This is a genomic window from Gelidimonas denitrificans, assembly GCF_055694065.1.
This window is the reverse complement of the sequence record NZ_CM146350.1, coordinates 1,675,412-1,696,055: the sequence shown is the minus strand read 5'-3', so window position 1 is coordinate 1,696,055 and position 20,644 is coordinate 1,675,412. Positions and strand designations below refer to the sequence as shown.

30 protein-coding genes are annotated in these 20,644 nt (G+C 53.0%); 23 read left to right on the top strand and 7 right to left on the bottom strand.

Annotated elements, in window-relative coordinates; genetic code table 11:
* Positions 1-65 precede the first annotated feature (65 nt).
* Positions 66-1,124 carry a CAF17-like 4Fe-4S cluster assembly/insertion protein YgfZ gene (gene ygfZ / locus FKCLFG_RS07945; protein WP_472615668.1) on the bottom strand — a complete coding sequence of 353 codons (1,059 nt, stop codon included), beginning with the start codon at positions 1,122-1,124 and terminating at the stop codon, positions 66-68.
* 164 nt (positions 1,125-1,288) lie between these two features.
* Between ygfZ and mltG the strand changes: the two genes are divergently transcribed.
* From mltG to FKCLFG_RS07900, 9 genes are all read left to right on the top strand, one after another.
* Complete coding sequence (gene mltG / locus FKCLFG_RS07940) at positions 1,289-2,299, top strand: endolytic transglycosylase MltG (RefSeq protein WP_472615667.1); 1,011 nt, start codon at positions 1,289-1,291, stop codon at positions 2,297-2,299.
* A gap of 2 nt (positions 2,300-2,301) precedes the next feature.
* Complete coding sequence (gene tmk / locus FKCLFG_RS07935) at positions 2,302-2,919, top strand: dTMP kinase (RefSeq protein ID WP_472615666.1); 618 nt, start codon at positions 2,302-2,304, stop codon at positions 2,917-2,919.
* A 107-nt stretch (positions 2,920-3,026) separates the two neighbouring features.
* Entirely contained in the window at positions 3,027-4,061 is a 1,035-nt protein-coding gene (locus FKCLFG_RS07930) for a DNA polymerase III subunit delta' (RefSeq protein ID WP_472615665.1), read from the top strand.
* 11 nt (positions 4,062-4,072) lie between these two features.
* Positions 4,073-4,480 (top strand): PilZ domain-containing protein, encoded by a 408-nt coding sequence (locus tag FKCLFG_RS07925; RefSeq protein WP_472615664.1) that lies wholly within the window; start codon positions 4,073-4,075, stop codon positions 4,478-4,480.
* Between the two features lie 3 nt (positions 4,481-4,483).
* Positions 4,484-4,999 carry a GNAT family N-acetyltransferase gene (locus FKCLFG_RS07920; RefSeq protein WP_472615663.1) on the top strand — a complete coding sequence of 172 codons (516 nt, stop codon included), beginning with the start codon at positions 4,484-4,486 and terminating at the stop codon, positions 4,997-4,999.
* A 198-nt stretch (positions 5,000-5,197) separates the two neighbouring features.
* On the top strand, positions 5,198-5,983 hold the full coding sequence (locus FKCLFG_RS07915) for a TatD family hydrolase (RefSeq protein ID WP_472615662.1): 786 nt from the start codon (positions 5,198-5,200) through the stop codon (positions 5,981-5,983).
* A gap of 7 nt (positions 5,984-5,990) precedes the next feature.
* Complete coding sequence (locus FKCLFG_RS07910) at positions 5,991-6,704, top strand: ankyrin repeat domain-containing protein (protein ID WP_472615661.1); 714 nt, start codon at positions 5,991-5,993, stop codon at positions 6,702-6,704.
* A complete protein-coding gene (locus FKCLFG_RS07905; protein WP_472615660.1) occupies positions 6,704-6,880 on the top strand; it encodes a hypothetical protein in 177 nt (58 codons plus the stop codon). The genes FKCLFG_RS07910 and FKCLFG_RS07905 overlap by 1 nt, the downstream gene beginning before the upstream one ends.
* Complete coding sequence (locus tag FKCLFG_RS07900; protein WP_472615659.1) at positions 6,877-7,998, top strand: 50S ribosomal protein L11 methyltransferase; 1,122 nt, start codon at positions 6,877-6,879, stop codon at positions 7,996-7,998. Before FKCLFG_RS07905 ends, FKCLFG_RS07900 begins: the two co-directional genes overlap by 4 nt.
* Positions 7,999-8,011: 13 nt before the next feature.
* On the opposite strand, the gene FKCLFG_RS07895 is transcribed toward FKCLFG_RS07900, so the two are convergent.
* From FKCLFG_RS07895 to FKCLFG_RS07885, 3 genes are all read right to left on the bottom strand, one after another.
* Complete coding sequence (locus FKCLFG_RS07895; protein WP_472615658.1) at positions 8,012-8,206, bottom strand: hypothetical protein; 195 nt, start codon at positions 8,204-8,206, stop codon at positions 8,012-8,014.
* 84 nt (positions 8,207-8,290) lie between these two features.
* Complete coding sequence (locus FKCLFG_RS07890; protein ID WP_472615657.1) at positions 8,291-8,590, bottom strand: hypothetical protein; 300 nt, start codon at positions 8,588-8,590, stop codon at positions 8,291-8,293.
* Positions 8,591-8,692: 102 nt separating this feature from the next.
* On the bottom strand, positions 8,693-8,851 hold the full coding sequence (locus tag FKCLFG_RS07885; RefSeq protein WP_472615656.1) for a hypothetical protein: 159 nt from the start codon (positions 8,849-8,851) through the stop codon (positions 8,693-8,695).
* Between the two features lie 38 nt (positions 8,852-8,889).
* Between FKCLFG_RS07885 and FKCLFG_RS07880 the strand changes: the two genes are divergently transcribed.
* The 10 genes from FKCLFG_RS07880 to FKCLFG_RS07835 all read left to right on the top strand — a co-directional run bounded on the left by FKCLFG_RS07880 (position 8,890) and on the right by FKCLFG_RS07835 (position 14,631).
* Positions 8,890-9,090 carry a hypothetical protein gene (locus FKCLFG_RS07880; protein WP_472615655.1) on the top strand — a complete coding sequence of 67 codons (201 nt, stop codon included), beginning with the start codon at positions 8,890-8,892 and terminating at the stop codon, positions 9,088-9,090.
* A 64-nt stretch (positions 9,091-9,154) separates the two neighbouring features.
* Positions 9,155-9,481, top strand: coding sequence for a hypothetical protein (locus FKCLFG_RS07875; protein ID WP_472615654.1), 327 nt, complete (start codon positions 9,155-9,157; stop codon positions 9,479-9,481).
* Between the two features lie 83 nt (positions 9,482-9,564).
* Positions 9,565-9,816, top strand: a complete 252-nt coding sequence (locus tag FKCLFG_RS07870) for a hypothetical protein (RefSeq protein WP_472615653.1) — start codon at positions 9,565-9,567, stop codon at positions 9,814-9,816.
* Positions 9,803-10,024 (top strand): hypothetical protein, encoded by a 222-nt coding sequence (locus tag FKCLFG_RS07865; RefSeq protein WP_472615652.1) that lies wholly within the window; start codon positions 9,803-9,805, stop codon positions 10,022-10,024. The genes FKCLFG_RS07870 and FKCLFG_RS07865 overlap by 14 nt, the downstream gene beginning before the upstream one ends.
* Before the next feature lie 742 nt (positions 10,025-10,766).
* Positions 10,767-11,294: a hypothetical protein gene (locus tag FKCLFG_RS07860; protein ID WP_472615651.1), complete on the top strand. Its 528-nt coding sequence runs from the start codon at positions 10,767-10,769 to the stop codon at positions 11,292-11,294.
* A gap of 47 nt (positions 11,295-11,341) precedes the next feature.
* A complete protein-coding gene (locus FKCLFG_RS07855; protein WP_472615650.1) occupies positions 11,342-11,725 on the top strand; it encodes a virulence factor TspB C-terminal domain-related protein in 384 nt (127 codons plus the stop codon).
* A 4-nt stretch (positions 11,726-11,729) separates the two neighbouring features.
* Positions 11,730-12,032, top strand: coding sequence for a DUF2523 domain-containing protein (locus FKCLFG_RS07850; protein ID WP_472615649.1), 303 nt, complete (start codon positions 11,730-11,732; stop codon positions 12,030-12,032).
* Positions 12,029-13,180: a zonular occludens toxin domain-containing protein gene (locus FKCLFG_RS07845; RefSeq protein ID WP_472615648.1), complete on the top strand. Its 1,152-nt coding sequence runs from the start codon at positions 12,029-12,031 to the stop codon at positions 13,178-13,180. The genes FKCLFG_RS07850 and FKCLFG_RS07845 overlap by 4 nt, the downstream gene beginning before the upstream one ends.
* Positions 13,177-13,602 (top strand): hypothetical protein, encoded by a 426-nt coding sequence (locus FKCLFG_RS07840; RefSeq protein ID WP_472615647.1) that lies wholly within the window; start codon positions 13,177-13,179, stop codon positions 13,600-13,602. Before FKCLFG_RS07845 ends, FKCLFG_RS07840 begins: the two co-directional genes overlap by 4 nt.
* Positions 13,603-13,740: 138 nt before the next feature.
* Positions 13,741-14,631 (top strand): rolling circle replication-associated protein, encoded by an 891-nt coding sequence (locus FKCLFG_RS07835; protein WP_472615646.1) that lies wholly within the window; start codon positions 13,741-13,743, stop codon positions 14,629-14,631.
* Between the two features lie 16 nt (positions 14,632-14,647).
* On the opposite strand, the gene FKCLFG_RS07830 is transcribed toward FKCLFG_RS07835, so the two are convergent.
* Complete coding sequence (locus FKCLFG_RS07830; protein ID WP_472615645.1) at positions 14,648-14,866, bottom strand: hypothetical protein; 219 nt, start codon at positions 14,864-14,866, stop codon at positions 14,648-14,650.
* A gap of 209 nt (positions 14,867-15,075) precedes the next feature.
* Here FKCLFG_RS07830 and FKCLFG_RS07825 point away from each other — a divergent pair, with 209 nt between their 5' ends.
* The 3 genes from FKCLFG_RS07825 (at position 15,076) to FKCLFG_RS07815 (ending at position 17,814) form a co-directional block, all read left to right on the top strand.
* Positions 15,076-15,336, top strand: coding sequence for a hypothetical protein (locus tag FKCLFG_RS07825; RefSeq protein ID WP_472615644.1), 261 nt, complete (start codon positions 15,076-15,078; stop codon positions 15,334-15,336).
* A gap of 492 nt (positions 15,337-15,828) precedes the next feature.
* Positions 15,829-16,992 (top strand): patatin-like phospholipase family protein, encoded by a 1,164-nt coding sequence (locus FKCLFG_RS07820; RefSeq protein ID WP_472615643.1) that lies wholly within the window; start codon positions 15,829-15,831, stop codon positions 16,990-16,992.
* 12 nt (positions 16,993-17,004) lie between these two features.
* Positions 17,005-17,814, top strand: a complete 810-nt coding sequence (locus FKCLFG_RS07815) for a class I SAM-dependent methyltransferase (RefSeq protein ID WP_472615642.1) — start codon at positions 17,005-17,007, stop codon at positions 17,812-17,814.
* A gap of 128 nt (positions 17,815-17,942) precedes the next feature.
* On the opposite strand, the gene FKCLFG_RS07810 is transcribed toward FKCLFG_RS07815, so the two are convergent.
* A complete protein-coding gene (locus tag FKCLFG_RS07810) occupies positions 17,943-19,238 on the bottom strand; it encodes an acetyl-CoA hydrolase/transferase family protein (protein ID WP_472615641.1) in 1,296 nt (431 codons plus the stop codon).
* Positions 19,239-19,454: 216 nt separating this feature from the next.
* On the opposite strand from FKCLFG_RS07810, the gene FKCLFG_RS07805 reads away from it, so the two are divergent.
* Positions 19,455-19,625: a hypothetical protein gene (locus tag FKCLFG_RS07805; protein WP_472615640.1), complete on the top strand. Its 171-nt coding sequence runs from the start codon at positions 19,455-19,457 to the stop codon at positions 19,623-19,625.
* A gap of 31 nt (positions 19,626-19,656) precedes the next feature.
* On the opposite strand, the gene FKCLFG_RS07800 is transcribed toward FKCLFG_RS07805, so the two are convergent.
* The gene (locus FKCLFG_RS07800; protein WP_472615639.1) at positions 19,657-20,574 is read right to left on the bottom strand and encodes a LysR family transcriptional regulator; all 918 of its coding nucleotides are present in this window, start codon (positions 20,572-20,574) and stop codon (positions 19,657-19,659) included.
* Positions 20,575-20,644: the final 70 nt, after the last annotated feature.

Genomic DNA, 20,644 nt, shown 5'->3' with positions numbered 1-20,644 from the left:
TGACTCACCGCATAATTCATTGCGCATTTATAAAATACAAAGTCTAGTATGTTTGATGGGCGAAATTATTCCGGATCGTTTGGCAACGCATACGGCAGCGCCCGGAACTGCAGCGGTGCGCCGTCGGCAGCGCCCAGATGGATCGCGCCCTCAGCGGCTGCGGCAATCTTTATTTCGACCAGACAATCAAAATTATCGCCTGCGCTGCGCTCGGCATTAACGATCATGCCGCAAGGCTGCAACGGATCGCTGCTGGAGAAAACTTCCATGCCGGCGGTGACGGTAACGGCGGGAGCGCTGACGCTGGCCGCCAGCATGCGGCGCTTGAGTTTGCCCAGATACTGCATGCGGGCCACGATTTCTTGGCCGGGATAACAGCCCTTCTTGAAGTTGACGCCGCCGATCAGCTCCAGATTCAACATTTGCGGCACGAACTGTTCTTGCGTCGGCGGGGTAATTTGCGGCACGCCGGCCTGGATCGACGACCAGCGCCAGGCGCTGCTGCCAACCGGCGCGAGCTTTGCAGTCAGCGCCGGCCAGGCTTCCTGCGCTGCTTCTGCGCTGGCAAACCACTGATAACGCGGCGCATCGAAAGCGTCCGCCAGACGCAGCACAGTGCCGGCGTCATTGCTCACGCTGGCATACGGTGCCGCCGGCAGGGCAGGGAACCAGGCGTTCAACGCAGCGCCGGCCGCCCGTCCGCCGAGTCCCAGCAATACATGGCTGTCGTTCAAATCGGTCAATGTGGCTTTGGCGCGCATGACGTACATTTGCAAGCGCTTCTGGATCGCTGGCTGTAAAGAACGCGGCAGCTGCAGCAAAATCGTCTCGGCCGGTTTCCACATCAGGAAGGTTGCCAGCAGGCGGCCTTTGGGCGTGCAATAACCGGCCAGCCGCACTTCATCGGCGCCCAGATGGGCCACGTCGTTGGTCAATTGATTATGTAGAAAGCCGGCAGCCTCTGCGCCGCCAACGGCAATTACGCCCAGGTCGGCAAGCGGCGCGACGAAGCCGGCCTGTAACGTTGCCAGCGGCGCAGGCTGGCCGAAATACAGAACTTCGGACGGATTGTCGTTGCTAACGTGTGCGCCTTGCGCGGCCAAAAATTGCAACCAATTATTCATCATCCCTGTCTTATACCCATAATAGTCATCAAATCGGCGTTGCCGTTATTTGCAACTTAAATTGTGTCTCCGCGCCCGATACCGTATCTGGGCGCGCCCTATGCTTTATCATTGTGGGCGATTATAGAGCCGCTAAAAAAATTACGCCGGAACCACTATCAGACATGTATTTCCTGAAAAAATTGTTGTTAAGTTGCATCATATTGGTGCTATTGGCTGGTGCCGGGTTGTACTTCTGGGCCGACCAGCCGATCCAGAGCGGCGCGCAGAGTGTGCCGTATCAAAGCCTGCCATTCACCATTAAGCCCGGCAGTCACTTGCGCAGCACCGCCGATCAAATCGTCGGTGCCGGCATTCCGGTCAATGCCGAGCTACTGACGCTGCTGGCGCGCATCACCGGCCAGGCCGGAAAGATCAAGGCCGGCAGCTATGAGTTGAAGCCCGGCGCAACCCCGAAAACGCTGATCCGGCAAATGGTGCTTGGCCAGTTCGCGCAAGAGTCCCTGGTCATCATCGAAGGCTGGACTTTCAAGCAGATGCGCAGTGCGATGGCCGCGCATCCGGGCCTGAAACACGACACCGTCGACCTTGCCGATGCACAACTGCTGGCCGAAATCTCCCAGGAATACAAGCATCCGGAAGGCCTGTTCTTTCCCGATACCTACCTGTTCGCCAAAGGCGCGAGCGACCTGCAGATTTACCGTCAGGCCAATACCGCGCTGATGGCGCGCCTGAATGAAGCCTGGAGCAAGCGCGACGTGAGCCTGCCGTACAAGACGCCGTATGAAGCGCTGATCATGGCGTCCATCGTCGAAAAAGAGACCGGCAAAAAGGCAGACCGCAACACGATTGCCAGCGTGTTCATCAATCGGCTGAAAGCCGGCATGATGCTGCAGACCGATCCGACCGTGATTTACGGCATGGGCGAGCAATATAACGGCAATATCAGCAAGCGCGACCTGCAAACCGACACCGCCTATAACACTTACACCCGCGCAGGCCTGCCGCCGACTCCAATCGCCTTGCCGGGAGCCGAATCGCTGCGGGCAGCATTGGCGCCCGCCAATACCGATTCCTTGTATTTTGTCGCGCGGGGCGACGGCAGCAGCCAGTTTTCAAGCAATCTGGATGACCATAACCGCGCCGTCAACAAATATATCCGTGGGGGAAACTAGCCATGCGCAATCCGGAACGCGGACAATTCATCACTTTCGAGGGCATCGATGGTGCCGGCAAATCGACCCATATCGGCTTCGTCGCCGAGTTGCTCGCAGCCAGCGGCAAAACCGTGGTCACGACGCGGGAACCGGGCGGCACGCGCTTGGGCGAAAAGCTGCGCGAATTGTTGCTGCATGAAAAAATGCACCTGGAAACCGAAGCCCTGCTGATGTTTGCCGCCCGCCGCGAACATATCGTGCAAGTGATCGAACCGGCGCTGGCACGCGGCGACTGGGTCATCTCGGACCGCTTTACCGATGCCACTTTTGCCTATCAGGGCGGCGGCCGCAAGCTTGACTTGCACAAGCTTAATCTGCTGGAGCAATGGGTGCATCCGGATTTGCAACCCGATCTGACCTTGCTGTTCGACGTGCCGCTGGAAGTGGCGCGCGCGCGCCTGGATGCAAGCCGCACGCTGGACAAGTTCGAACAGGAACGGGAAGATTTCTTTGGCGCCACGCGTGCCGAATATTTGCGCCGCGCGGCGCAATTTCCGCAGCGCTTTCGCATCGTCGATGCCACCCAGCCGATTGTCAGTGTTCGCAAAGTGCTTGAAGAAATCGTTGCAAACATTTGATATTGCTATAGTTGACATGAAAAATATTGTCCGATTTTTTGTAAGCAACATCAGTTTTAACTTTACACTTTTGGCTTTAATAAAAAATCATAATAGTTTGATTATTAATGAATAATTCGATTTATCCTTGGCAGCAAACAGCGTGGCAACAGTTGCAGCAACAGCGCGACCGGATGCCGCACGCGATTCTGCTCCACGGCGCGCAAGGGATCGGTAAAACCGTTTTTGCCGAGCGCTTGGCGCAAGCAGTGCTGTGCGATGCGCCGCGCGTGGACGGTCATGCCTGCGGCCAATGCGCCTCCTGCGGCTGGTTTGCCCGCTACAGCCATCCCGATTATCGCCGTGTGCGGCCTGAAATTCTGGAGCCGGACGGCGGCGCAGCCGAGGATGGAGAATCCGACGACGGCAAGAAGGCGGGGAAGTCCACCAAGATGCCGTCCAAGGAAATCAAGATAGGCCAGATCCGGGCGCTGGCGGATTTTATGAATATTTCCACCCACCGGCACGGCAAGCGCGTGATCGTGCTGTATCCGGCCGAAGCGCTCAACGAGATGGCAGCCAACGCATTGCTGAAAACCCTCGAAGAACCGGCACCGGACACCTTGTTTTTGCTGGTCACCAACAGCATCGATCGCCTGTTGCCAACCATCTTGTCGCGCTGCCGCAAATTTGCGCTGAACATACCATCGACCGCGCAAGCACTGGCCTGGCTGCAACAGCAAGGCGTAAACGACGCCGCCGTCTGGCTGGCGCAAGAGGGCGGAGCGCCGCTTGCGGCCAGCGCCCAGGCGCAGGCTGGCAATCGCGAAGAGATTGACGCGCTGCTGGCTTTGCTGGCCAAGCCTGGTGCAGACGCGCTGCTGAAAACCGCCGACCGGCTGCAAAAAGTGCCCGCAACCCGTCTGGTAACGTGGCTGCAACGCTGGTTGTTCGATCTGATTTCTGTCAAGCTTGCCGGCAAAATTCGATATTACCCGGCGCACCGCACGGCGCTTGCGGCGCTGGCTGAACGCATCGAACCGCAGGCATTGTTGCGGATACTGAAAGCCACCAGCCAACGCCGGGCGATTGCGGAACATCCGCTGTCGGCCAAGCTGTTCGTGGAAGACATGTTGCTGGATTATTTGACTCTATTTCCTTGAAAGCACCCACAATGAATGACGCTAGCGCAGCCGTCACAGCACCAATTACGGTGGCAAACCCCGCCGCAAAAACGCCAATCGGCCGGCCGTCCGTACTGTCGCTGTCGATCAAGGAAAGGTCGGCGCTATATTCGGCGTATATGCCTTTGTTTAAGAATGCGGGCATTTTCGTGCCGACCAACAAATCTTATAAGTTGGGGGACGAAATTTATCTGATCCTGTCGCTGATGGACGATCCGAACAAATATCCGATTGCCGGCAAGGTGGCCTGGATCACGCCGGCCAATGCGCAGAACAACAAGACGCAGGGCATCGGCGTGCATTTCCCGGACGACGAAAGCGGCAAGCGCGTCAAACATTCCATTGAGGCATTACTGGGGTCTGCCTTGCAGTCGACCCGCGCCACGCACACTTTGTAAATTATGAGAATGTCTTATACGTATCGCCCGGCCCGCCTTGAGGATTTGCCCGCCATCGTCGCCATTTACAATTCGACCGTCGCATCGCGCATGGTCACGGCCGATACCGAGCCGGTCAGCGTCGCCTCGCGCCACGCCTGGTTCGCTGAACATTCGCCGGAAAAACGTCCGCTGTGGGTGGTTGAATCGGAGGCCGGCGGCACGGCTAATATTCTGGGCTGGCTGTCGTACTCGAATTTTTACGGCAGGCCCGCGTATGCCGGCACCGCCGAACTCTCGATCTATTTGCATCAGGACGCCCGCGGCAAAGGATTGGGCAGTTATCTGCTGTCGCAAGCGATTCGCTTTGCGCCGGAAGTCGGCGTGCATACCTTGCTCGGCTTCGTCTTCGGCCACAACCTGGCCAGCCTGAAACTGTTCGACGGCTTCGGTTTTGCGCGCTGGGCCTTGTTGCCGCGCGTTGCAACGCTGGACGGCGTTGAGCGCGACTTAATAATCCTGGGCAAGCGGGTGGGGTAAATTCGCTTTACGATATTTTTGGAGCAGGATTTTTCGATCATCTGGCGGTAAATGCCGGGCTTCGCTGCACTCAGCGCCAACCTATGGGGTATTTTTTAACTCCGCATATAAATTATGCGGAAAATCATATGTTTTTTGCCATACCCCCTAATTTTGTCTAATTATCCGGATTCTGCAGGAAGCGCGTAAAGTCACACTATGTATATCGATTCCCATTGCCACATCAATTTCCCTGAGCTCGCAGCACGGATGCCCGAGGTTCTGGCCCGCATGGCAGAAAACCACGTCACGCATGCGCTGTGCGTGAGCGTCGATCTGCCGGACTTTCCGCAAGTGCTGGCACTGGCCGAGCAATATCCGCACATTTATGCTTCGGTTGGCGTGCATCCCGATTATGAAGACACGCCGGAGCCGAGCGTCGAACAACTGGTTGCGCTGTCGCAGCACCCTAAAGTCATCGCCATCGGTGAAACCGGCCTCGATTATTTCCGCCTGAAAGGGGACCTGGAATGGCAGCGGGAACGCTTTCGCACCCATATCCGCGCTTCCAGGGCGAGCGGCAAACCGCTCATCATCCACACCCGCGCCGCATCCGCCGATACGATACGGATCATGCAGGAGGAGGGCGCCGGTAATGCGGCCGGGGCAGGCGGCGCTGCTGGCGTCATGCATTGCTTTACCGAATCGCTGGAGGTTGCGGAAGCGGCCATGGCGATGGGGTTTTACATCTCGTTTTCCGGCATCGTCACTTTCAAAAGCGCCCGGGAATTGCAGGCAGTGGCGCGTGTGGTGCCGCTGGAACGCATCCTGATCGAGACCGATTCGCCCTATCTGGCACCGGTGCCGCATCGCGGCAAGATGAACGAGCCGGGCTTCGTCATGCATGTGGCAGAGCACCTGGCCGATCTGAAGGGCGTTCCGCTGGCGCAAGTTGCAGAGCAGACCAGCGATAATTTTTTCAATCTATTCAATGTCATACGCTGAATTCATCATGTCGATTATTAAAAGTAATTTAATAAAAAACATCGGACGAAAATTGCGCCTGGCAGCGCTTGCCGGCTGGATTGCAGCGCTGGCATTGATTGCGACGCCAGCTTTTGCCGACTCCTATACCGATTTTTTCCGCGCGGTGGACAACGACAATGCGGGCGAAGTATCTTCCTTGCTTCAGCGCGGTTTCGACCCCAACACCATTGAGGCAAAACGCGGCGATACCGGCCTGATGCTGGCAATTCAGGGCGGCTCCAAAAAAGTCATCGAAGTGCTGATCCATGCGCGCAACATCGACTATGAAGCCCGCGCATTCAATGGCAACACCGCTCTCATGCTGGCCGCCTACAAAGAGTTGCCGCAAGTGGTGCAAACGCTGCTGGACAAGGGCGCCGAGGTCAACCGCCCCGGCTGGACCGCGCTGCATTACGCGGCAACAGTGGGCAATAACGAGATCGTGCAACTGCTGCTGGATAAGTTTGCCTACATCGACGCCGCATCGCCGAACGGCACCACGCCGATAATGATGGCGGCGCGTTCCGGCCACATCCTGACGGTCAAGTTATTGCTTGATGCAGGGGCCGACGCCACGCTCAAAAATCAGCTGGGCATGAGCGCGATTGATTTCGCAGTCAAATCCGGCCACAAGGATATTGCCGAAGGATTGCAATATCAACTGGAGAAAGCCGGCAAGCTGCAGCCCGCAGGCAAATAATGCGGCTGCGCTGGGGTGCTTCAACATACCAACCAACAAACATCGCGTTTTCCTTATTGCGCATTTTTATCACACACTTTTATCAGGTCGATTCCATGCGTTTGCATTTTCATTTCAATGCGCTGCCGATATTGCAGCGCCCAGTTGTTCTCTGCCAGCGCAAGGCGTCGCAATGAGCAACCATCCGGTTATTTGTTGGAGCGAGGAGGGCGTAGAGCGCAGCGCGCGCTGGCATTCCGAAAGCGCAGCACCGGCACCCAAGCGCGTGCTGATTGCCGATGACCGCATGGCGGCCGACACTGCATATCGTCTGGCTTGCGAAGGCAACGCGCTGTTGTGGCGCGGCGATTTTCAGAATGCGCGCCAATTGCTGCAGGCGCTTGCACGGCGCGCCGACCGCAAGCCGCGCAAGTCGTCCGAAGTGCCGAGCGAAGCTTTTCACCTGCATCGTCAGGCGCAGTCCCAGCGCGCACGCACGCTGGCGATGCTGTTATTGCCGCTGGAGGCCGACTATAGTATTCCGCTGCGGCGCGCACCCGATGTGCAGCAAGCTTGCGTGGAAGCGTATGGCCCGGGCGAAGTCGCTTCGGTGATCTCGTTGCGTGAATTGCTAGGTGTGATCGGTGCCTATGAATGGCGCAAAAAAGGGGTGGAAATTCCAGCGCTCGACGAGCGCATCCATCCACACTACGGCGTATTTTCACCACTACGCGGCGAATATGTGACGTTGGTGGCTGAAGCGCCACTGCCGTCCATGGAACTGGCTTTCGATATCGGCACCGGTAGCGGCGTACTGGCCGCTGTGCTGGCGCGGCGCGGCGTCAAGCGCATCATCGCCACCGACCAGGATCCGCGCGCGCTGGCCTGCGCCGGCGAAAACATCGCCAGGCTAGGGCTGGCCGCGCAAGTCGAGGTGGTGAAGGCAGACCTGTTCCCAGCCGGACGGGCACCGTTGATTGTCTGTAATCCGCCGTGGTTGCCGGCCCGGCCCAGCGCATCCATCGAATCCGCGATATACGACCCCGACAGCCGCATGCTGTACGGATTTCTGAATGGTTTGGCCGCGCATCTGGAACCGGGCGGCGAAGGCTGGCTGATCCTCTCCGATCTGGCCGAACATCTGGGCTTGCGTACCCGCGCCGATTTGCTGGCTGCTTTCGATCGAGCGGGATTGAAAATCGTGGCTAGAGCCGATATCAAGCCGCATCATCCGCGCGCCAGCGACGCTATCGATGCGCTCCACAAAGCGCGCGCCGCAGAACTGACATCGCTATGGCGGCTCGCAATCGGTTGATTCGAAGCTTGTACTAAGCCTTTCTATTGCGACAAGTCGCCCCCAAGCGGCGTACGTGATTTGGCACCCAACTGGCGAAAATACCCAGGCTGATCGGCATCGATTCGCCTGGGGGGTTGTTGATTTCGTCAGAGCTACTGGAGAAATTTTCGATGATTTCAAACGGTTTTTGATTTTTTTTACGTGAGACGTTAAGAGAATTAAACATGGGAGTGCTTGAAGGCGACATTGTCATTATTGCACCTCAATAACTTCGCATAATGTATATGCTGTTAAGTCTCCAAATTACGAGCTACGCCACTCGCCGGGGCCAAGCCCAGTAAGCGTTTGCGGTGCGCAGCAAGTACTCAAAAGACGTGGACATTTTGTCTGTTTTTGATCGTCTTTTTACTTCTTCTTCGGCTAGCATTTTGAATGCTTCGCCTTCGTCAATTCCTGCTTCTTTTGCTATTAATAATGCTGTCGAATAGTCAGGCAGTCTTTCGCCTCTGACATATCGATTTAATGACATTTGATTCAATCCCCATAGTTTAGCTGCGGCATACACGCTTCGTCCTTTTAGGGCTTTTGTAATCATTTCTGCGTAATTCATTGAATTTCCTCCTTGCAACTAATAACCAAACAGTTTATATTTGACGTATCCATTCGGTTATGAATCCGAACGGTTACGTAAACGATAGCACAAGTTTATTTTTTACCAGTTGGGTTCTTTTGGGTTGAATGCATTTTTTGTGTTGTCTTTTTTTGCTTTGCGTCTGTCGTAGATTCTTTGAATCCACATTCCTAGTGCAATGAGTAGCGAGCTCCAAATCCAGTCAAGTATCAGTTCAATGCCGTCTATTTTTATTTGCATGATTTTCTTAGTTTTTTAATCAGTCTAGGGGCTAGGTTATGAATTATTCCACATTGCGCATCGCACAAGCATCTGTTTCGACATCGCTTTTTGAATCGCGCAAGTTTTTAAAAGAAGAATCTGATCGGGTGTGTGGGCCGTCTGAATTGAATAGGTGGGTAGCGCAAGAATTTGCGGCGCTTGCTGAAATTGAAGCTGAGATTTTGCGGATGAATTGTGATTTTTCTCATGTTTTGTAGTGAATTAATGGCTGCTATCAAGTAGTCAACTTTTATTTTAATCAATCAGTCTAGGGGCTTGAAAATGTCTAAAAAAACTATTATCCAAATTCTCCACGTTTCCAAAGTGGCTGGTCGTTCCAAAAAAACCGGTAACGACTATGACATGCGCATGGCGCAATGTATCGTGCATAAAGTCAATAAGGAAACGGGCGTCATTGAGCCGCTAATAGGTGAACTGGTGCTGCCTGAGCGTTATAAGGAAATTGCGCCCGGCCATTATGAAGTCGATTTCGAAGTTTCCATTACGCAAGAAAAGCGCGTGGGTTCGGTGGTTGACACTATGACGTTGTTTGTGCCGCGTCCTGCAGGAGCTCCTGCTCCTGTGCAATCTCAGGTTAAAACTGCATAAATGTTTCGCTCAATTCTCCTACTAGGCTGGCTTTTTACCGGTGTGTGCATCGGTGGCGGTCTGGTTTTTGTCTGGGGCATGTAATGGCGACTTGTGCCGTTGCAGTATTACAGCCGGATGGTTCATATTTTTTGAAAATTGATCCGTCGGTTATTGATGTGACGACGTGTTCTTATGTCGTGCAAAGCGGTGCGGATATTGGAAATTCTTTGTTTTCTATGTCTGCCGAAGATGGGTCTTTAATCTCTGCGGGGCTGGTGTCTGTTTGGTTGGCTGCATGGGGAATAAAGGTTGTTATTAATGTTATTAAGGGGTCTTCAAATGAAATTGTATAAACAAGCTCGTAAGTATGGCCGTCAAATTGCTGGCGTTTCCGTTGTCTCTGCTCTGGCTGCTGCGTCGTCTGTTGCCGGTGCTGTTGGTCTGGATATTTCGGCTGCTACTGCTACGGCCACAACCGATGTTGGCACTGCTGGTGCGTTGATTATCGGTGTGATGGTGGCTGTTGCTGCTATTGCTTGGATTCGTCGCGTGGTGCATTAATTCAAGCGGCGTTCTGTTTTATTGAACGGGGGCTGCGGCTCCTGTTTTTTTCTTCGGGGGTGTTATGAACGGTCTATTTGTTATTTTTGCGGTTTGTGGCGCTTTCTGGATTTTGTTTAGCTCATGAGATATTTTTTTCTGCGCATTCTCGCACTGTTTCTCCTGATTTTTTCGCAAAATGTCTTTGCCGCTGATTACGTGTGGGCATTTAATGGTGCGTCAACATATGTTAGTCCGGATTTAGCGTGTCGCGCTAAGTGGGCCTCTATTCGTTCACCTAGTCAAACATTTGTGGTTTATGTTGGTTCGTTTTTTGTTACGACTACTGAATATGGTTGTAATGAGAAAAATGTTGAATTCGGTACTGTTAGTCGATTTGGAACGGTTCTTCGTTCTGGTTCTACGTGTGTTTCTCCTGAAACATATGATTCTGTAACGGGGTTGTGTGTTGCGCTTCCTGTGTGTCCTCCAGGTGTAACTCAAAATAGTTCGGGTGTTTGTTTGTGCGCTAACGGCATGGTGCCTGATGCTGTTGGCACATGTAATGCCAATCCGTGTAATCCCGGCATGGTTCCGAGTCAAGATTATGTAGATCGCATTTCTGCCGGACTGCCGGCTGGCAATATGCTGGTGTGTATTCCCGGCACTGCTCCGCCGCGTTGCCCGGTTGGCAAGGTGTTGGGCGAGTTTCAGGGCAGTTTTGTTTGTGTGACTGCTGGTACGGGGCCAAGTTCTGCGCCCGGTGCTACGGGTTCTTCTGGTGCGGCTGGTGGTGCTGCCGGTGCCGCTGGTAGTGGTTCTGCTGGTAAGGATGGCGCGCCCGGTGCCGCCGGTGCTTCTGGCGGTAATGTGGGTTCTCCGGGTGGTGCTGGTGGTGCGGGTGGCTCTGGTTCGCCCGGTGCTTCGGGTGCTGCTGGTGCTGCCGGTTCTAATGCTCCTGCGGGTTCTGGTGCTGCTGGTGGTGCTGGTAGTGCGGGATCACCGGGTGGTGCTGGTGGTAATGGTTCTAACGGTGCTGCTGGTGGTACGGGTGGGCCGGGTGCTGCTGGTGGTGCGGGTGGCGCTGGTGGTTCTGCTGGTGCTGGTGGCACGGGTGGTGCGGGTGGTGTCGGCGGTCAGGGTGATGGTGCCGGTGCTGCTGGTGCGGGTGGTGCTGCTGGTAAGGACGGCGCTGCTGGTAAGGATGGTGTTGCTGGTGCGCCCGGTGCGCCCGGTGTGCCGTTGCCGGATCGTAAACCGGATGATTTATGCACATTGCATCCGCAATTGAATGTGTGCATTAATTCGGCTGTGAATAGTTCAGGTTGTAGTGGTGCCGTGTCTAATGTTTCTGTGACCGGTGATGCTATTCAAGGCGCGATATTGAAGCAATTGGCTGACGATAATTGTGCGAATTTGCAAGCTTCTGCTGTCAAGGACCTTGGCAATAGTCTGATTAATGGTTCTGATCCAATGCAGGGGCAAATTGATGCTGCTTTTGCTGGCACTACAGTAGATTTAAGCTCTCAGGCGCTGGATCAATCTGGTTTTCTTGGGGGTGGTTCCTGTCTCTCCGATCGCTCAATTTCTGTTGCTGGTCATTCTATTCCGGTGTCTTTTTCTCAGGTGTGCAGCAACATTACGCCATTGCGTTATGTGATTTTGGCGTGTTCGTTGATCGCTGCTTATTTGCTCGTTTCTAAGTCCGTTTTACAGGGGTAAACGTATGTTTCTTGCTGTATTTGTTCCTGCGTTGATCGGTGCTTTGGCTACGGTTATGGGGTCGCTTATTGGCCGTGCAATTCTTGCCTTGGGTATTGGTTTTGTGACGTATACCGGTATCACGGTGGCGATTACCGCAATGAAATCTTCGGTCATGTCTGCTGTGAGTGGGATTCCCGGTGATGCTTTGAGTTTGGTTGGTTATTTGTGGCTGGATAAGGGGATTACGATCATGTTTTCCGCTGTTGCGGCGTCGCTGGCTATGCGCGCGATTGGCGGTTCGGTCAAGCGGATGATTTTCAAATGATCACTACAATTACGGGGTTGCCGGGTAACGGGAAAACGCTCTATGCGCTGTGGTATATCAATGCTCTTGCTGAAAAAGAGGGCAGAGAAGTTTACTATCATGGCATTAAAGAATGCACGTTGCCGTGGACTGAATTTAAGCCTGAAGAGTGGCAAAAATGTCCGGCTGGCGCCATTATCGTTATTGATGAAGCGCAATTTGTTTTTCCGAAAAAACCGAATGGCTCCAAATTGCCGCCGCATTATGAGCAATTGGCGGTGCATCGTCATTCCGGTTACGACATTTTTTTAATTACGCAACATCCTAAGTTTTTCGATGGTTTTGTACGTGATTTGATCGGGCGTCATCTGCACGTTATTCGCAAATTTGGCATGCAACGTGCCAATGTATGGGAGTGGCCCGCGGCCAATATTTCTCCAGAAAAAGCGTCCAGTCACAAAAATGCGGTGTTGCATAAATTTGGTTATCCGAAAGAGGTTTTCGGCTGGTACAAATCTGCCGAAGTGCATACCGTCAAGCGCTCTATTCCTGCCAAGTTAATTTTGGCGTGTTTGTTCGTTGTGTGTGTTATCGCTACTGGTTTCTATGTTTTTAATCGTTTACGTGAAAAAGGGACAAAACATGCTGACGTTGCCGCTGCCGGAGCTGCTCCCGGTTCTGTGTCTGCTCCTGTTCCTGCTGCTGCTGTCGGGGCCTCGTACCTGAATGCGTTGCCTGATGCGCATCAGTTTGCGTTCGATCACACGCCTCGCGTGGCCGGGTTGCCTGAAACATCACCCAGGTACGATGCACTGACTAAAGCCACGGTTGTACCGGTGCCGTCCAGTTGCATTGCTGATAAAAAACGGTGCCAGTGTTATACGCAACAGGCTACTTCAATGATTGTTCCTCAGCTCGTTTGTCGTGAAATTGTTGCTCGTGGTTATTTTGTGGATTTCGATGTTAATGGCGGCAAGAGTCTAGCGCCTGTAGCCAGTAATACGCGGTCGGATGCGGTGGTTTTGGCGTCCAATGATTCCGGTCGTGTGGGTGGCGCTACGGTGTCGTTGTCTGCGCCTGTCGATGCTCCGAAGTCTGTTTCTGCGCATGAAGACGTGCCTGCTAGCGGCCATCGTGGCAAGGCGTTGCCAAAGCCGCCTGTCTTATGATCACTTTGATTATGGGTAAATCTTGGTTTGGCGACGGCGCTGTAAATTCCTTCGTTATGCAAGCTGACCTACAGACCGTTAATCAACCGAAGCAAGGCGATTTGAGTCTGATTCCAGCGGCTTCATTGCTGGAATTGTGCGAGCGTAGCGCAGACACAACCGCATGGTCGGATGCAAGCGTAGCGCCGCACCTTGCCGCCTCTATGGTGCGCCTCCAGCGCGCCACTCTCGCATTGTCGATACCCCGTTCGGTTTTTGCTTTTGAAGCGTTCCTGATGGCCGGTGGCTGGCTCGTGTTTGGTGATGCGCAGATATTGTGGATTGGCGATAGCGAGTGCCGCCGTGAGTGGGGAGCGAAGCGCACCAGCGAGCGGCGGCGCGAAGCGCCGCCTAAACTTGTATTACGAACACTTAACGGATGACATAGGTAAAACAGAATGAAGAGTGGTTCTAAAACACTTGTTTTTTGAAGTCCAGTTTTTGAATTAGACAAAAAAAAGCCCGGTACAGTTCGAACCTGTCCGGGCCTTCGATAAACCTAGTTGAAGTAGGAAAACCGAATGACTGAATTTGACATTGAATCTCTCGATACGTCAATTGCTTTATCAACAATTCCTGCAATAAATCAAAAACCTAAGTGGTGGTCTGATGATGGTCACGGGTGGCAAGACACGTATACGGCACGTCAGCGTGTTTTCCCGGATGGTCAATGCGAGATCACAATTAGCAAGGAAAAATTTCATATAGGCGGGGAAATCAGGGCTATGCCGCGTGCTGTGCGTGGTGAGTCTGAGAAACGTGAACGCAATGATGACGTGGCAGGGCGTCGGGCCAAGAAAAATGTGCGGTTGTGCTGTAAGGAAATTGGCGCTGACAGAATGTTGACATTAACGCATCGTGACAATGTTGTTGATCGTGATTTGGCACTCAGGCACTTTGATCTTTTTCGTCGCAAGCTCGGTAAACATACAAAATTTTATTACGTTGCTGTCATTGAGCCGCAAGAGCGTGGTTCGTTGCATTTTCACATTGCTGTGCGCGGTCGGCAAAATTATCATTTGTTGCGTGCGATTTGGTATTCAGTGTGTGGTTTGGGCCAGCATGGAGAACAGATGGGGCAGGTAAACGTGCGTGATCCTCACCGTTTTGGCTTCGGTAGAAATGGTGCGCATAAGTTGGCGGCGTATATCGCCAAATATTGCTCAAAAACAATGGATTGTCGTGATTTGAATCAAAAACGCTATTTTCGCTCGAGGGGGATTGTGCTGCCAGAAGTGATTAGTTGGCGGCTAGGTTCTACCGACATGTTAAGTGCTGTTCAGGTGGCATTTGCGGTGGCTGCTGAACATGGTTTAGAGGGTGTACAGACGTGGTGCAACAATGGGCTGGGGGTGGTGTGGCTTGCGACGGCTCCGCATGCTGGGGCGTTGATTGTGGATTGCCCGTTTTGATTAATGTGATGCGTCACTAATATTTTTGCATCTGGCGTGTTTTCTCGGCGGCTTCCATCTGTTGTAGTCTGAGTAGTTCCGGTATCCACCACGGCAATTTTCGTTTGCCGGATAGCCAGTCTTTGACTGAGCGTTCCGAGCGGCGCAGGCGTCGGGCAATTTCGGGAATTGGTATGCCTGTGGTGTAGTAGGCAAATTCGGCCGGGTTGCCGTAGCGCTGGTTGGGGTGTTTCATTGTTGCAGTATGACAATAAAAAAAAGCCCTGAATGTTCAGGGCCTTGGTGTATTTACTGCTTTGGAGAACTTCGCATAATGTATATTATGTTAAATCAAAGAAGGAGGCAGTAATAACCCACTAGTAGAATTCTGCCCGCTCACTACTACATTCCATTGAATACGTCTGATCTGACCTACTTATTGTCGATGCTCGGTTGCCCCACTCCATGCTTTACAACCAACAGCAGACCGCCCGCCATCGCAAGATTTTTCATGAAGCTAATCATCTGCATTTTGTCGCCAAACACGGTTGCGCCATAGCCCATAATTTTTCCAAAACCGGAGATGATGAAAATCTGAGCTATAAGCCACTCGCGCAGCGATATTCAATAATTTATACATGGTGTTCTTCTTTTTGGTTTGTGCGTTGGACTGCTCGGCCTTTAATCAAGGTTAAAGGTATGCACGTCGAAATGAACGGAAGCTGACTGATAACATGTCCTTTGGAATGCTGTATCGGCCCGGAATCACATCATTTTTAAAAAATACTTCAGATTTGGCATCGGGATCACGTCCTGCTCATAACTGAACCCGTGGCAGTTCCAGTAACCGCAGAGCTACGCTGCCAATCAAGACTTGACCGTTAATCACCCTGCCCGCCCAGTCTTTCCAGTTTGACCAGCCACTTTTTTGCAGTCTCGGATGTCAGATTGCCGATCCTGCCGATTAATGGTGCAGTTACTGGTGCAATCCTCACAAAGCCGAGAATATTCCGATCGAACGATGTGATGCTTTTTGGATTAATTACACTAATTAATCCAAAAAGTATATTTAAAGACCGGCAATTAACTTTGATGAACCTCAAAGAACTGATTACTTGCGCCTGCTAGTGTTTATGGACTATCGGCGAACGTGTCATACGGAAGAGCCGTCAGATCCAGTCCCTGTTGTCGTCTTTTAGCTTCTTAAAAGAGGCTCACATGAAAACCAATGCAGCTGTCGAAAATAGATTAAATCCTAAAAATAAGCGTGTAGTCCTGGTGTTGCAGGGTGGCGGTGCACTCGGCGCCTACCAAGCTGGGGTCTATCACGCGATGCATGAGCACAATCTGATCCCCGACTGGGTGGTAGGAACGTCAATCGGCGCGATTAATGCCGCTCTTATCGCTGGCAATAACAAGGCTAATCGACTGGCGCGGCTAAAAGGGTTTTGGGATCGGGTATCGCTGCAAGATAGTGTTGATATGCGCACAGTGCCAGATGCGGTGCGGCGCATGAATATTCGCTTATCGACGCTCGATACCATGGTACGCGGCATACCTGGTTTTTTCTCGCCCCGTTTGTCTAGCCTTTTTGCAACAGGCCTTCCGGTAGCACCAGAAGCTGCGAGCTTTTATGACACCAGCAATTTGGCCGATACGCTAAACGATTTGGTTGATTTCGACTATCTGAATGCGATTAAGCGTATGCGGCTCACAGTGAATGCGATGAAAGTAAAAAGTGGAGAACTGGTCAATTTTGACAGTGCGAAACAAACTATCGGCGTCGAGCACATTATGGCGAGTGGCGCACTGCCGCCAGGTTTCCCGCCGATTCGCGTGGACGGAGATCTTTATTGGGATGGCGGCCTATATTCAAATACGCCTCTTGAGACCGTTTTGCGCGACAAGCCACATGTCGATGCATTATGTTTCATGGTGGATTTATGGAGTGCGCAAGGAAAAGAACCGGCCACACTCGACGAAGTGTCAACGCGAGAAAAAGATCTGATGTTTGCATCGCGCTCAATACGCCATATGGAAGATTACATAAACATGCATAAACTCCAGCGCATTGCACGCGATTTATATGAGCGCTTACCGCCCGGCCAAAAAAACAAGGCTGATCTGAAAGTGCTGTCCACCCTCGGTTGCGACACCACGCTTCATATCGTGCGACTTTCTTATGCCGGACGGGACTGGAGCATGGGATTCAAGGATATCAATTTTTCAAGGGGGTCCATTGAATGGCGCTGGGAGCAAGGTTATAGCGACCTTAGCCGGGCTATCGAACTCTCCGGATGGCTTGCTGAGGTATCTTCCGACACCTCTCTGGTGGTCCATGAAATTATTCCATGCGCCACAGAGTATGATGCAAAAAAATGAGCTCCGCGCCGGATGAAACCAATTTCAAATATGGCTTTTTATTGCTGCGGCGTACGGATGCAGGATGCCGCACAAACAAGTCCCGTATGTAGCGATGAGTATGCGAAATTGTTCATGGATGAATATGGGCGGCGCATTTACAATAAATTCAAAGGGGAAATATTTTGCAACGCCAGCATTATTGTCAGGCACCGCATAATCGATGACGCTTTACGTAAAATGCTGGTTTCCAAACCCAATTTGTGCGTTATAACTATAGGCGCCGGCTTTGATAGTCGTCCTTATAGATTAGCTGGAGGCACATGGTTTGAACTGGACGAGCCTCAGGTGATGACGTACAAAAATGCACGATTACCGATTGCTGAATGCGTAAATCCACTGCGCCGTATCCCAATAGATTTTTGCACTGATTCACTGGAAGAAAAACTCGCCTCTATTTCGCATAGAGGCCCAATCGTATTCATTCTTGAAGGCGTCTTTATATATTTAAATGAAAACGAGATCAGGAAATTACTTCAAATATTCAAGAGCCTATTTCCAAAGCATCAACTTATTTGCGATCTGGTGAATCGCGAGATGGTCGAAAGTTACGGACAAAAACTGAAAGAGATAGCCTCGAAAATGAAGGCTTCTTTCAAGGCAGTCGATAATCCTGAATCGATATTCTTAATAAACGGCTATAAAGTCAAAAAGAAAATTTCCATCGTGGAGGTATCTGTAGATCTCGGGATAAACAAAATTCCGAAATATATTATGAGATATTTTTTTAATCGAGAAATTAAAGGTAACTCGGTCTATGTGCTGGAAAGTACGCTCACCTAGTGTGATTTAGCGATCCAACTCTGAAGAAAACAAGAGCGCACACTACGCTTGCCAGACGCTACAGCACCGGAGTTGGATGGAGTGCGCAAGTTCCGTGCCCAAGCTTGCAGGCACGGAAGTGTCAGTTGTTACAAGAGATGCATCTGTTTGGCCGCTTCGGTCAAGCCGGCGCGGAAATCCGGATGGGCAATCGAGATTAGTTCCTGCGTGCGCTGTTTCGCCGACTTACCGCGCAGCTGCGCGACACCGAATTCGGTGACGACGTAGTTGATGTCATTCTTGCTGGTGGTCATGTGGGTGCCGGACGTGAGTGTTGGCACGATGCGCGTAATGCTGTCGTCCTTGGCGGTAGACGGCAGTACGATGAACGCCTTGCCGCCGCGTGAGCGATTGGCGGCGCGCACGAAATCGACCTGGCCGCCGCTGCCGGAATACGGCAGGTAGCCAAGGCTCTCGGACCCGCACTGGCCGAGCAGGTCGATCTGCAGCGTGGCATTGATCGCCACTAGATTGTCATTTTTCGCCGCGAGATACGGGTCGTTGGTGAAGTCGACCGGATGCATTTCGAGTGCCGGGTTGCGGTCCATGAACTGGTACAGTTTTTTCGAGCCAAGCGCAAAAGTGGCGACCATTTTTCCCGGCATATACGTCTTTTTGCGGTTGGTGACGGCGCCGCTTTCGACCAGCGTCAGGATGCCGTCGCCGATCATCTCGGTATGAATGCCCAGGTCGTGTTTGTGGGTCAGTTGCATCACCACCGCATCCGGGATGCCGCCGTAGCCGATCTGCAGCGTCGAGCCGTCCTCGATCATGTCGGCGACATATTTGCCGATGGCTTCCTGCACCGGGCCGATTTTCGGCAAGCCCACTTCCAGGACCGGCTCGCTGCTTTCGATCAGGGCCGCCACTTGCGAAATATGTACATGGCAATTACCGTATGCGAACGGCACGTTTGGGTTCACTTCCAGCACTACTGCGCGAGCCTTGGCGACCGCCGCCATGGTGTAATCGGCACCCAGGCTGAGTGAAAAATAGCCGTGCTGGTCCATGGGCGAAGCCATCGAAAACACCACGTCAGCCGGAATCTGGCCGCGTTCGATCATGCTTGGCATTTCCGAAAAATAGCTTGGAATGAAATCGATCCAGCCGTTCTGGCCGCCAGTGCGCGAGGCGCCACCGAAGAAAAACGCAACATGGCGTACATGGTCGACCGTTTCCGGGTCGATGTAGCCATACTTGCGCACCGCCAGGATCTGCCCCACCTTCACATCATGGAAACGTCGCCGCTGTTCTGACAGCGCTGTTAGCAGAGTTGGCGGCTCGCCGACACCGGTGGGGACAATGATGAAGTCGCCGTTCTTTATCTGGCCGATCGCATCTTCTACGGTGCCACGTTTTTTTCTGTACAGGTCCTGGACTGACATGGTGCGTACGCTCCCTATCTGGTTGTGTGCCGGTGTGCATCCTACAGCGGGGCATTGTAGTCGAAACGGGGCGGTACGCTAAACGCGTATTGATGGCATGCAAGTATTATTGCCATAACTTTGTTCTGAATCGCATATCGCCCAAGTTCTGACTCGGGCTTACCAGAGCGAAACGGGGCAGAAACAGGGCCAGGATTTTCGGCCTGAGCTGTTTGTATGCTAGCGATGACCCCGCCTGGAATTTGCAGCGGGTTATTGGGCGCGGTGCGGCCCCTTCAGGTAGCGGCTGAACCACGCGGCAGCCTGACGCGCTACCTGTTCCAGCGTTCCCGGTTCGATGAGCCGGGAACGATGGAGAGTTCCTTGGCGCAGCGCATGCAGGCGTAGGCCGCGCGGTTGAGGCCACTTAACATCGAGCTTAGATCGGGGTGAAGACAGCACTTTCAGCCGCCGCAACGCGCACCAACTCATCCACTGTCACCCTAACCTTCGGTGGCATATGCCAGGTTTTCTGCCAAATAACGTGGATGGGCATCGCACCGCCAGCGATGTCGCTCAACACCGGCAGCAAGGCTCCTGTACGCAAGGATTCGGCTGCCAACCACGTCGGCATCTGCGCAATGCCGCACCCAATCAAACAGGCCTGTAGCAGCGCATCGCCGTCGGTCAGCTCATGGCGTACCGGCACCTCCTGGGGCGCGGTATCGCCCTGCTCGTTTTTCAGTAGCCAGGTAGGGCGATTGCCGCGTCGCCAACCGACCAGACAATCGTGCTTGGCCAAGTCGGCGCGCGTGACCGGGGCGCCGCGCAGTTGTAAATACGTGGCGGAAGCGCAGAGGACCAGACGCTGCTCGCCCAGACGACGCGCGACGAGGTCCGCATGGTCACCAAGAGCGCCGATGCGCACCGCGATATCAATCCCTTCGCTCACCATATCGACAGCGCGATCACGCAGCGAAATCGATAGGTCCAAACCGGGATGTCGCAGTCCGAGCGCCAACAACGAAGGCAAGATGTGGCGTCGTCCGAAGGTCGTCGGCAAATCAATGCGCAAACGCCCTATGGGCTGCTGGTGGCCAGTTGCCAGATACGCTTCAGACTGGTCCAGCTCTTCCAAAATACGCCTACAACTGACCAAATACACCTCGCCCTCGGTGGTCAGGTCAATCCGGCGCGTGGTCCGGTGTAGAAGTTGCGCACCCAATCTCGCCTCCAGCTTGGAAATGCTTTTACCCACAGCCGAGCCGGTGACGCCCAGTTCAACGGCTGCGGCCGTAAAACTGCCGCCATCGACAGTGGCGACAAACTCTCTGATTCCTGCGAACCGATCTTCCATGCATTACCTAATTACGGAGTTTTTGGATGAAGTGTATGTAATTATAGTTAATAACTGGATTTATTGGATT

Excerpts from the sequence above, each read along its gene's own strand:
- ygfZ (WP_472615668.1), bottom strand. The coding sequence starts at position 1,124 with ATGAATAATTGGTTGCAATTTTTGGCCGCGCAAGGCGCACACGTTAGC.
- mltG (WP_472615667.1), top strand. The coding sequence starts at position 1,289 with ATGTATTTCCTGAAAAAATTGTTGTTAAGTTGCATCATATTGGTGCTA.
- tmk (WP_472615666.1), top strand. The coding sequence starts at position 2,302 with ATGCGCAATCCGGAACGCGGACAATTCATCACTTTCGAGGGCATCGAT.
- FKCLFG_RS07930 (WP_472615665.1), top strand. The coding sequence starts at position 3,027 with ATGAATAATTCGATTTATCCTTGGCAGCAAACAGCGTGGCAACAGTTG.
- FKCLFG_RS07925 (WP_472615664.1), top strand. The coding sequence starts at position 4,073 with ATGAATGACGCTAGCGCAGCCGTCACAGCACCAATTACGGTGGCAAAC.
- FKCLFG_RS07920 (WP_472615663.1), top strand. The coding sequence starts at position 4,484 with ATGAGAATGTCTTATACGTATCGCCCGGCCCGCCTTGAGGATTTGCCC.
- FKCLFG_RS07915 (WP_472615662.1), top strand. The coding sequence starts at position 5,198 with ATGTATATCGATTCCCATTGCCACATCAATTTCCCTGAGCTCGCAGCA.
- FKCLFG_RS07910 (WP_472615661.1), top strand. The coding sequence starts at position 5,991 with ATGTCGATTATTAAAAGTAATTTAATAAAAAACATCGGACGAAAATTG.
- FKCLFG_RS07905 (WP_472615660.1), top strand. The coding sequence starts at position 6,704 with ATGCGGCTGCGCTGGGGTGCTTCAACATACCAACCAACAAACATCGCG.
- FKCLFG_RS07900 (WP_472615659.1), top strand. The coding sequence starts at position 6,877 with ATGAGCAACCATCCGGTTATTTGTTGGAGCGAGGAGGGCGTAGAGCGC.
- FKCLFG_RS07895 (WP_472615658.1), bottom strand. The coding sequence starts at position 8,206 with ATGTTTAATTCTCTTAACGTCTCACGTAAAAAAAATCAAAAACCGTTT.
- FKCLFG_RS07890 (WP_472615657.1), bottom strand. The coding sequence starts at position 8,590 with ATGAATTACGCAGAAATGATTACAAAAGCCCTAAAAGGACGAAGCGTG.
- FKCLFG_RS07885 (WP_472615656.1), bottom strand. The coding sequence starts at position 8,851 with ATGCAAATAAAAATAGACGGCATTGAACTGATACTTGACTGGATTTGG.
- FKCLFG_RS07880 (WP_472615655.1), top strand. The coding sequence starts at position 8,890 with ATGAATTATTCCACATTGCGCATCGCACAAGCATCTGTTTCGACATCG.
- FKCLFG_RS07875 (WP_472615654.1), top strand. The coding sequence starts at position 9,155 with ATGTCTAAAAAAACTATTATCCAAATTCTCCACGTTTCCAAAGTGGCT.
- FKCLFG_RS07870 (WP_472615653.1), top strand. The coding sequence starts at position 9,565 with ATGGCGACTTGTGCCGTTGCAGTATTACAGCCGGATGGTTCATATTTT.
- FKCLFG_RS07865 (WP_472615652.1), top strand. The coding sequence starts at position 9,803 with ATGAAATTGTATAAACAAGCTCGTAAGTATGGCCGTCAAATTGCTGGC.
- FKCLFG_RS07850 (WP_472615649.1), top strand. The coding sequence starts at position 11,730 with ATGTTTCTTGCTGTATTTGTTCCTGCGTTGATCGGTGCTTTGGCTACG.
- FKCLFG_RS07845 (WP_472615648.1), top strand. The coding sequence starts at position 12,029 with ATGATCACTACAATTACGGGGTTGCCGGGTAACGGGAAAACGCTCTAT.
- FKCLFG_RS07840 (WP_472615647.1), top strand. The coding sequence starts at position 13,177 with ATGATCACTTTGATTATGGGTAAATCTTGGTTTGGCGACGGCGCTGTA.
- FKCLFG_RS07835 (WP_472615646.1), top strand. The coding sequence starts at position 13,741 with ATGACTGAATTTGACATTGAATCTCTCGATACGTCAATTGCTTTATCA.
- FKCLFG_RS07830 (WP_472615645.1), bottom strand. The coding sequence starts at position 14,866 with ATGAAACACCCCAACCAGCGCTACGGCAACCCGGCCGAATTTGCCTAC.
- FKCLFG_RS07825 (WP_472615644.1), top strand. The coding sequence starts at position 15,076 with ATGCTTTACAACCAACAGCAGACCGCCCGCCATCGCAAGATTTTTCAT.
- FKCLFG_RS07820 (WP_472615643.1), top strand. The coding sequence starts at position 15,829 with ATGAAAACCAATGCAGCTGTCGAAAATAGATTAAATCCTAAAAATAAG.
- FKCLFG_RS07815 (WP_472615642.1), top strand. The coding sequence starts at position 17,005 with ATGAAACCAATTTCAAATATGGCTTTTTATTGCTGCGGCGTACGGATG.
- FKCLFG_RS07810 (WP_472615641.1), bottom strand. The coding sequence starts at position 19,238 with ATGTCAGTCCAGGACCTGTACAGAAAAAAACGTGGCACCGTAGAAGAT.
- FKCLFG_RS07805 (WP_472615640.1), top strand. The coding sequence starts at position 19,455 with ATGCTAGCGATGACCCCGCCTGGAATTTGCAGCGGGTTATTGGGCGCG.
- FKCLFG_RS07800 (WP_472615639.1), bottom strand. The coding sequence starts at position 20,574 with ATGGAAGATCGGTTCGCAGGAATCAGAGAGTTTGTCGCCACTGTCGAT.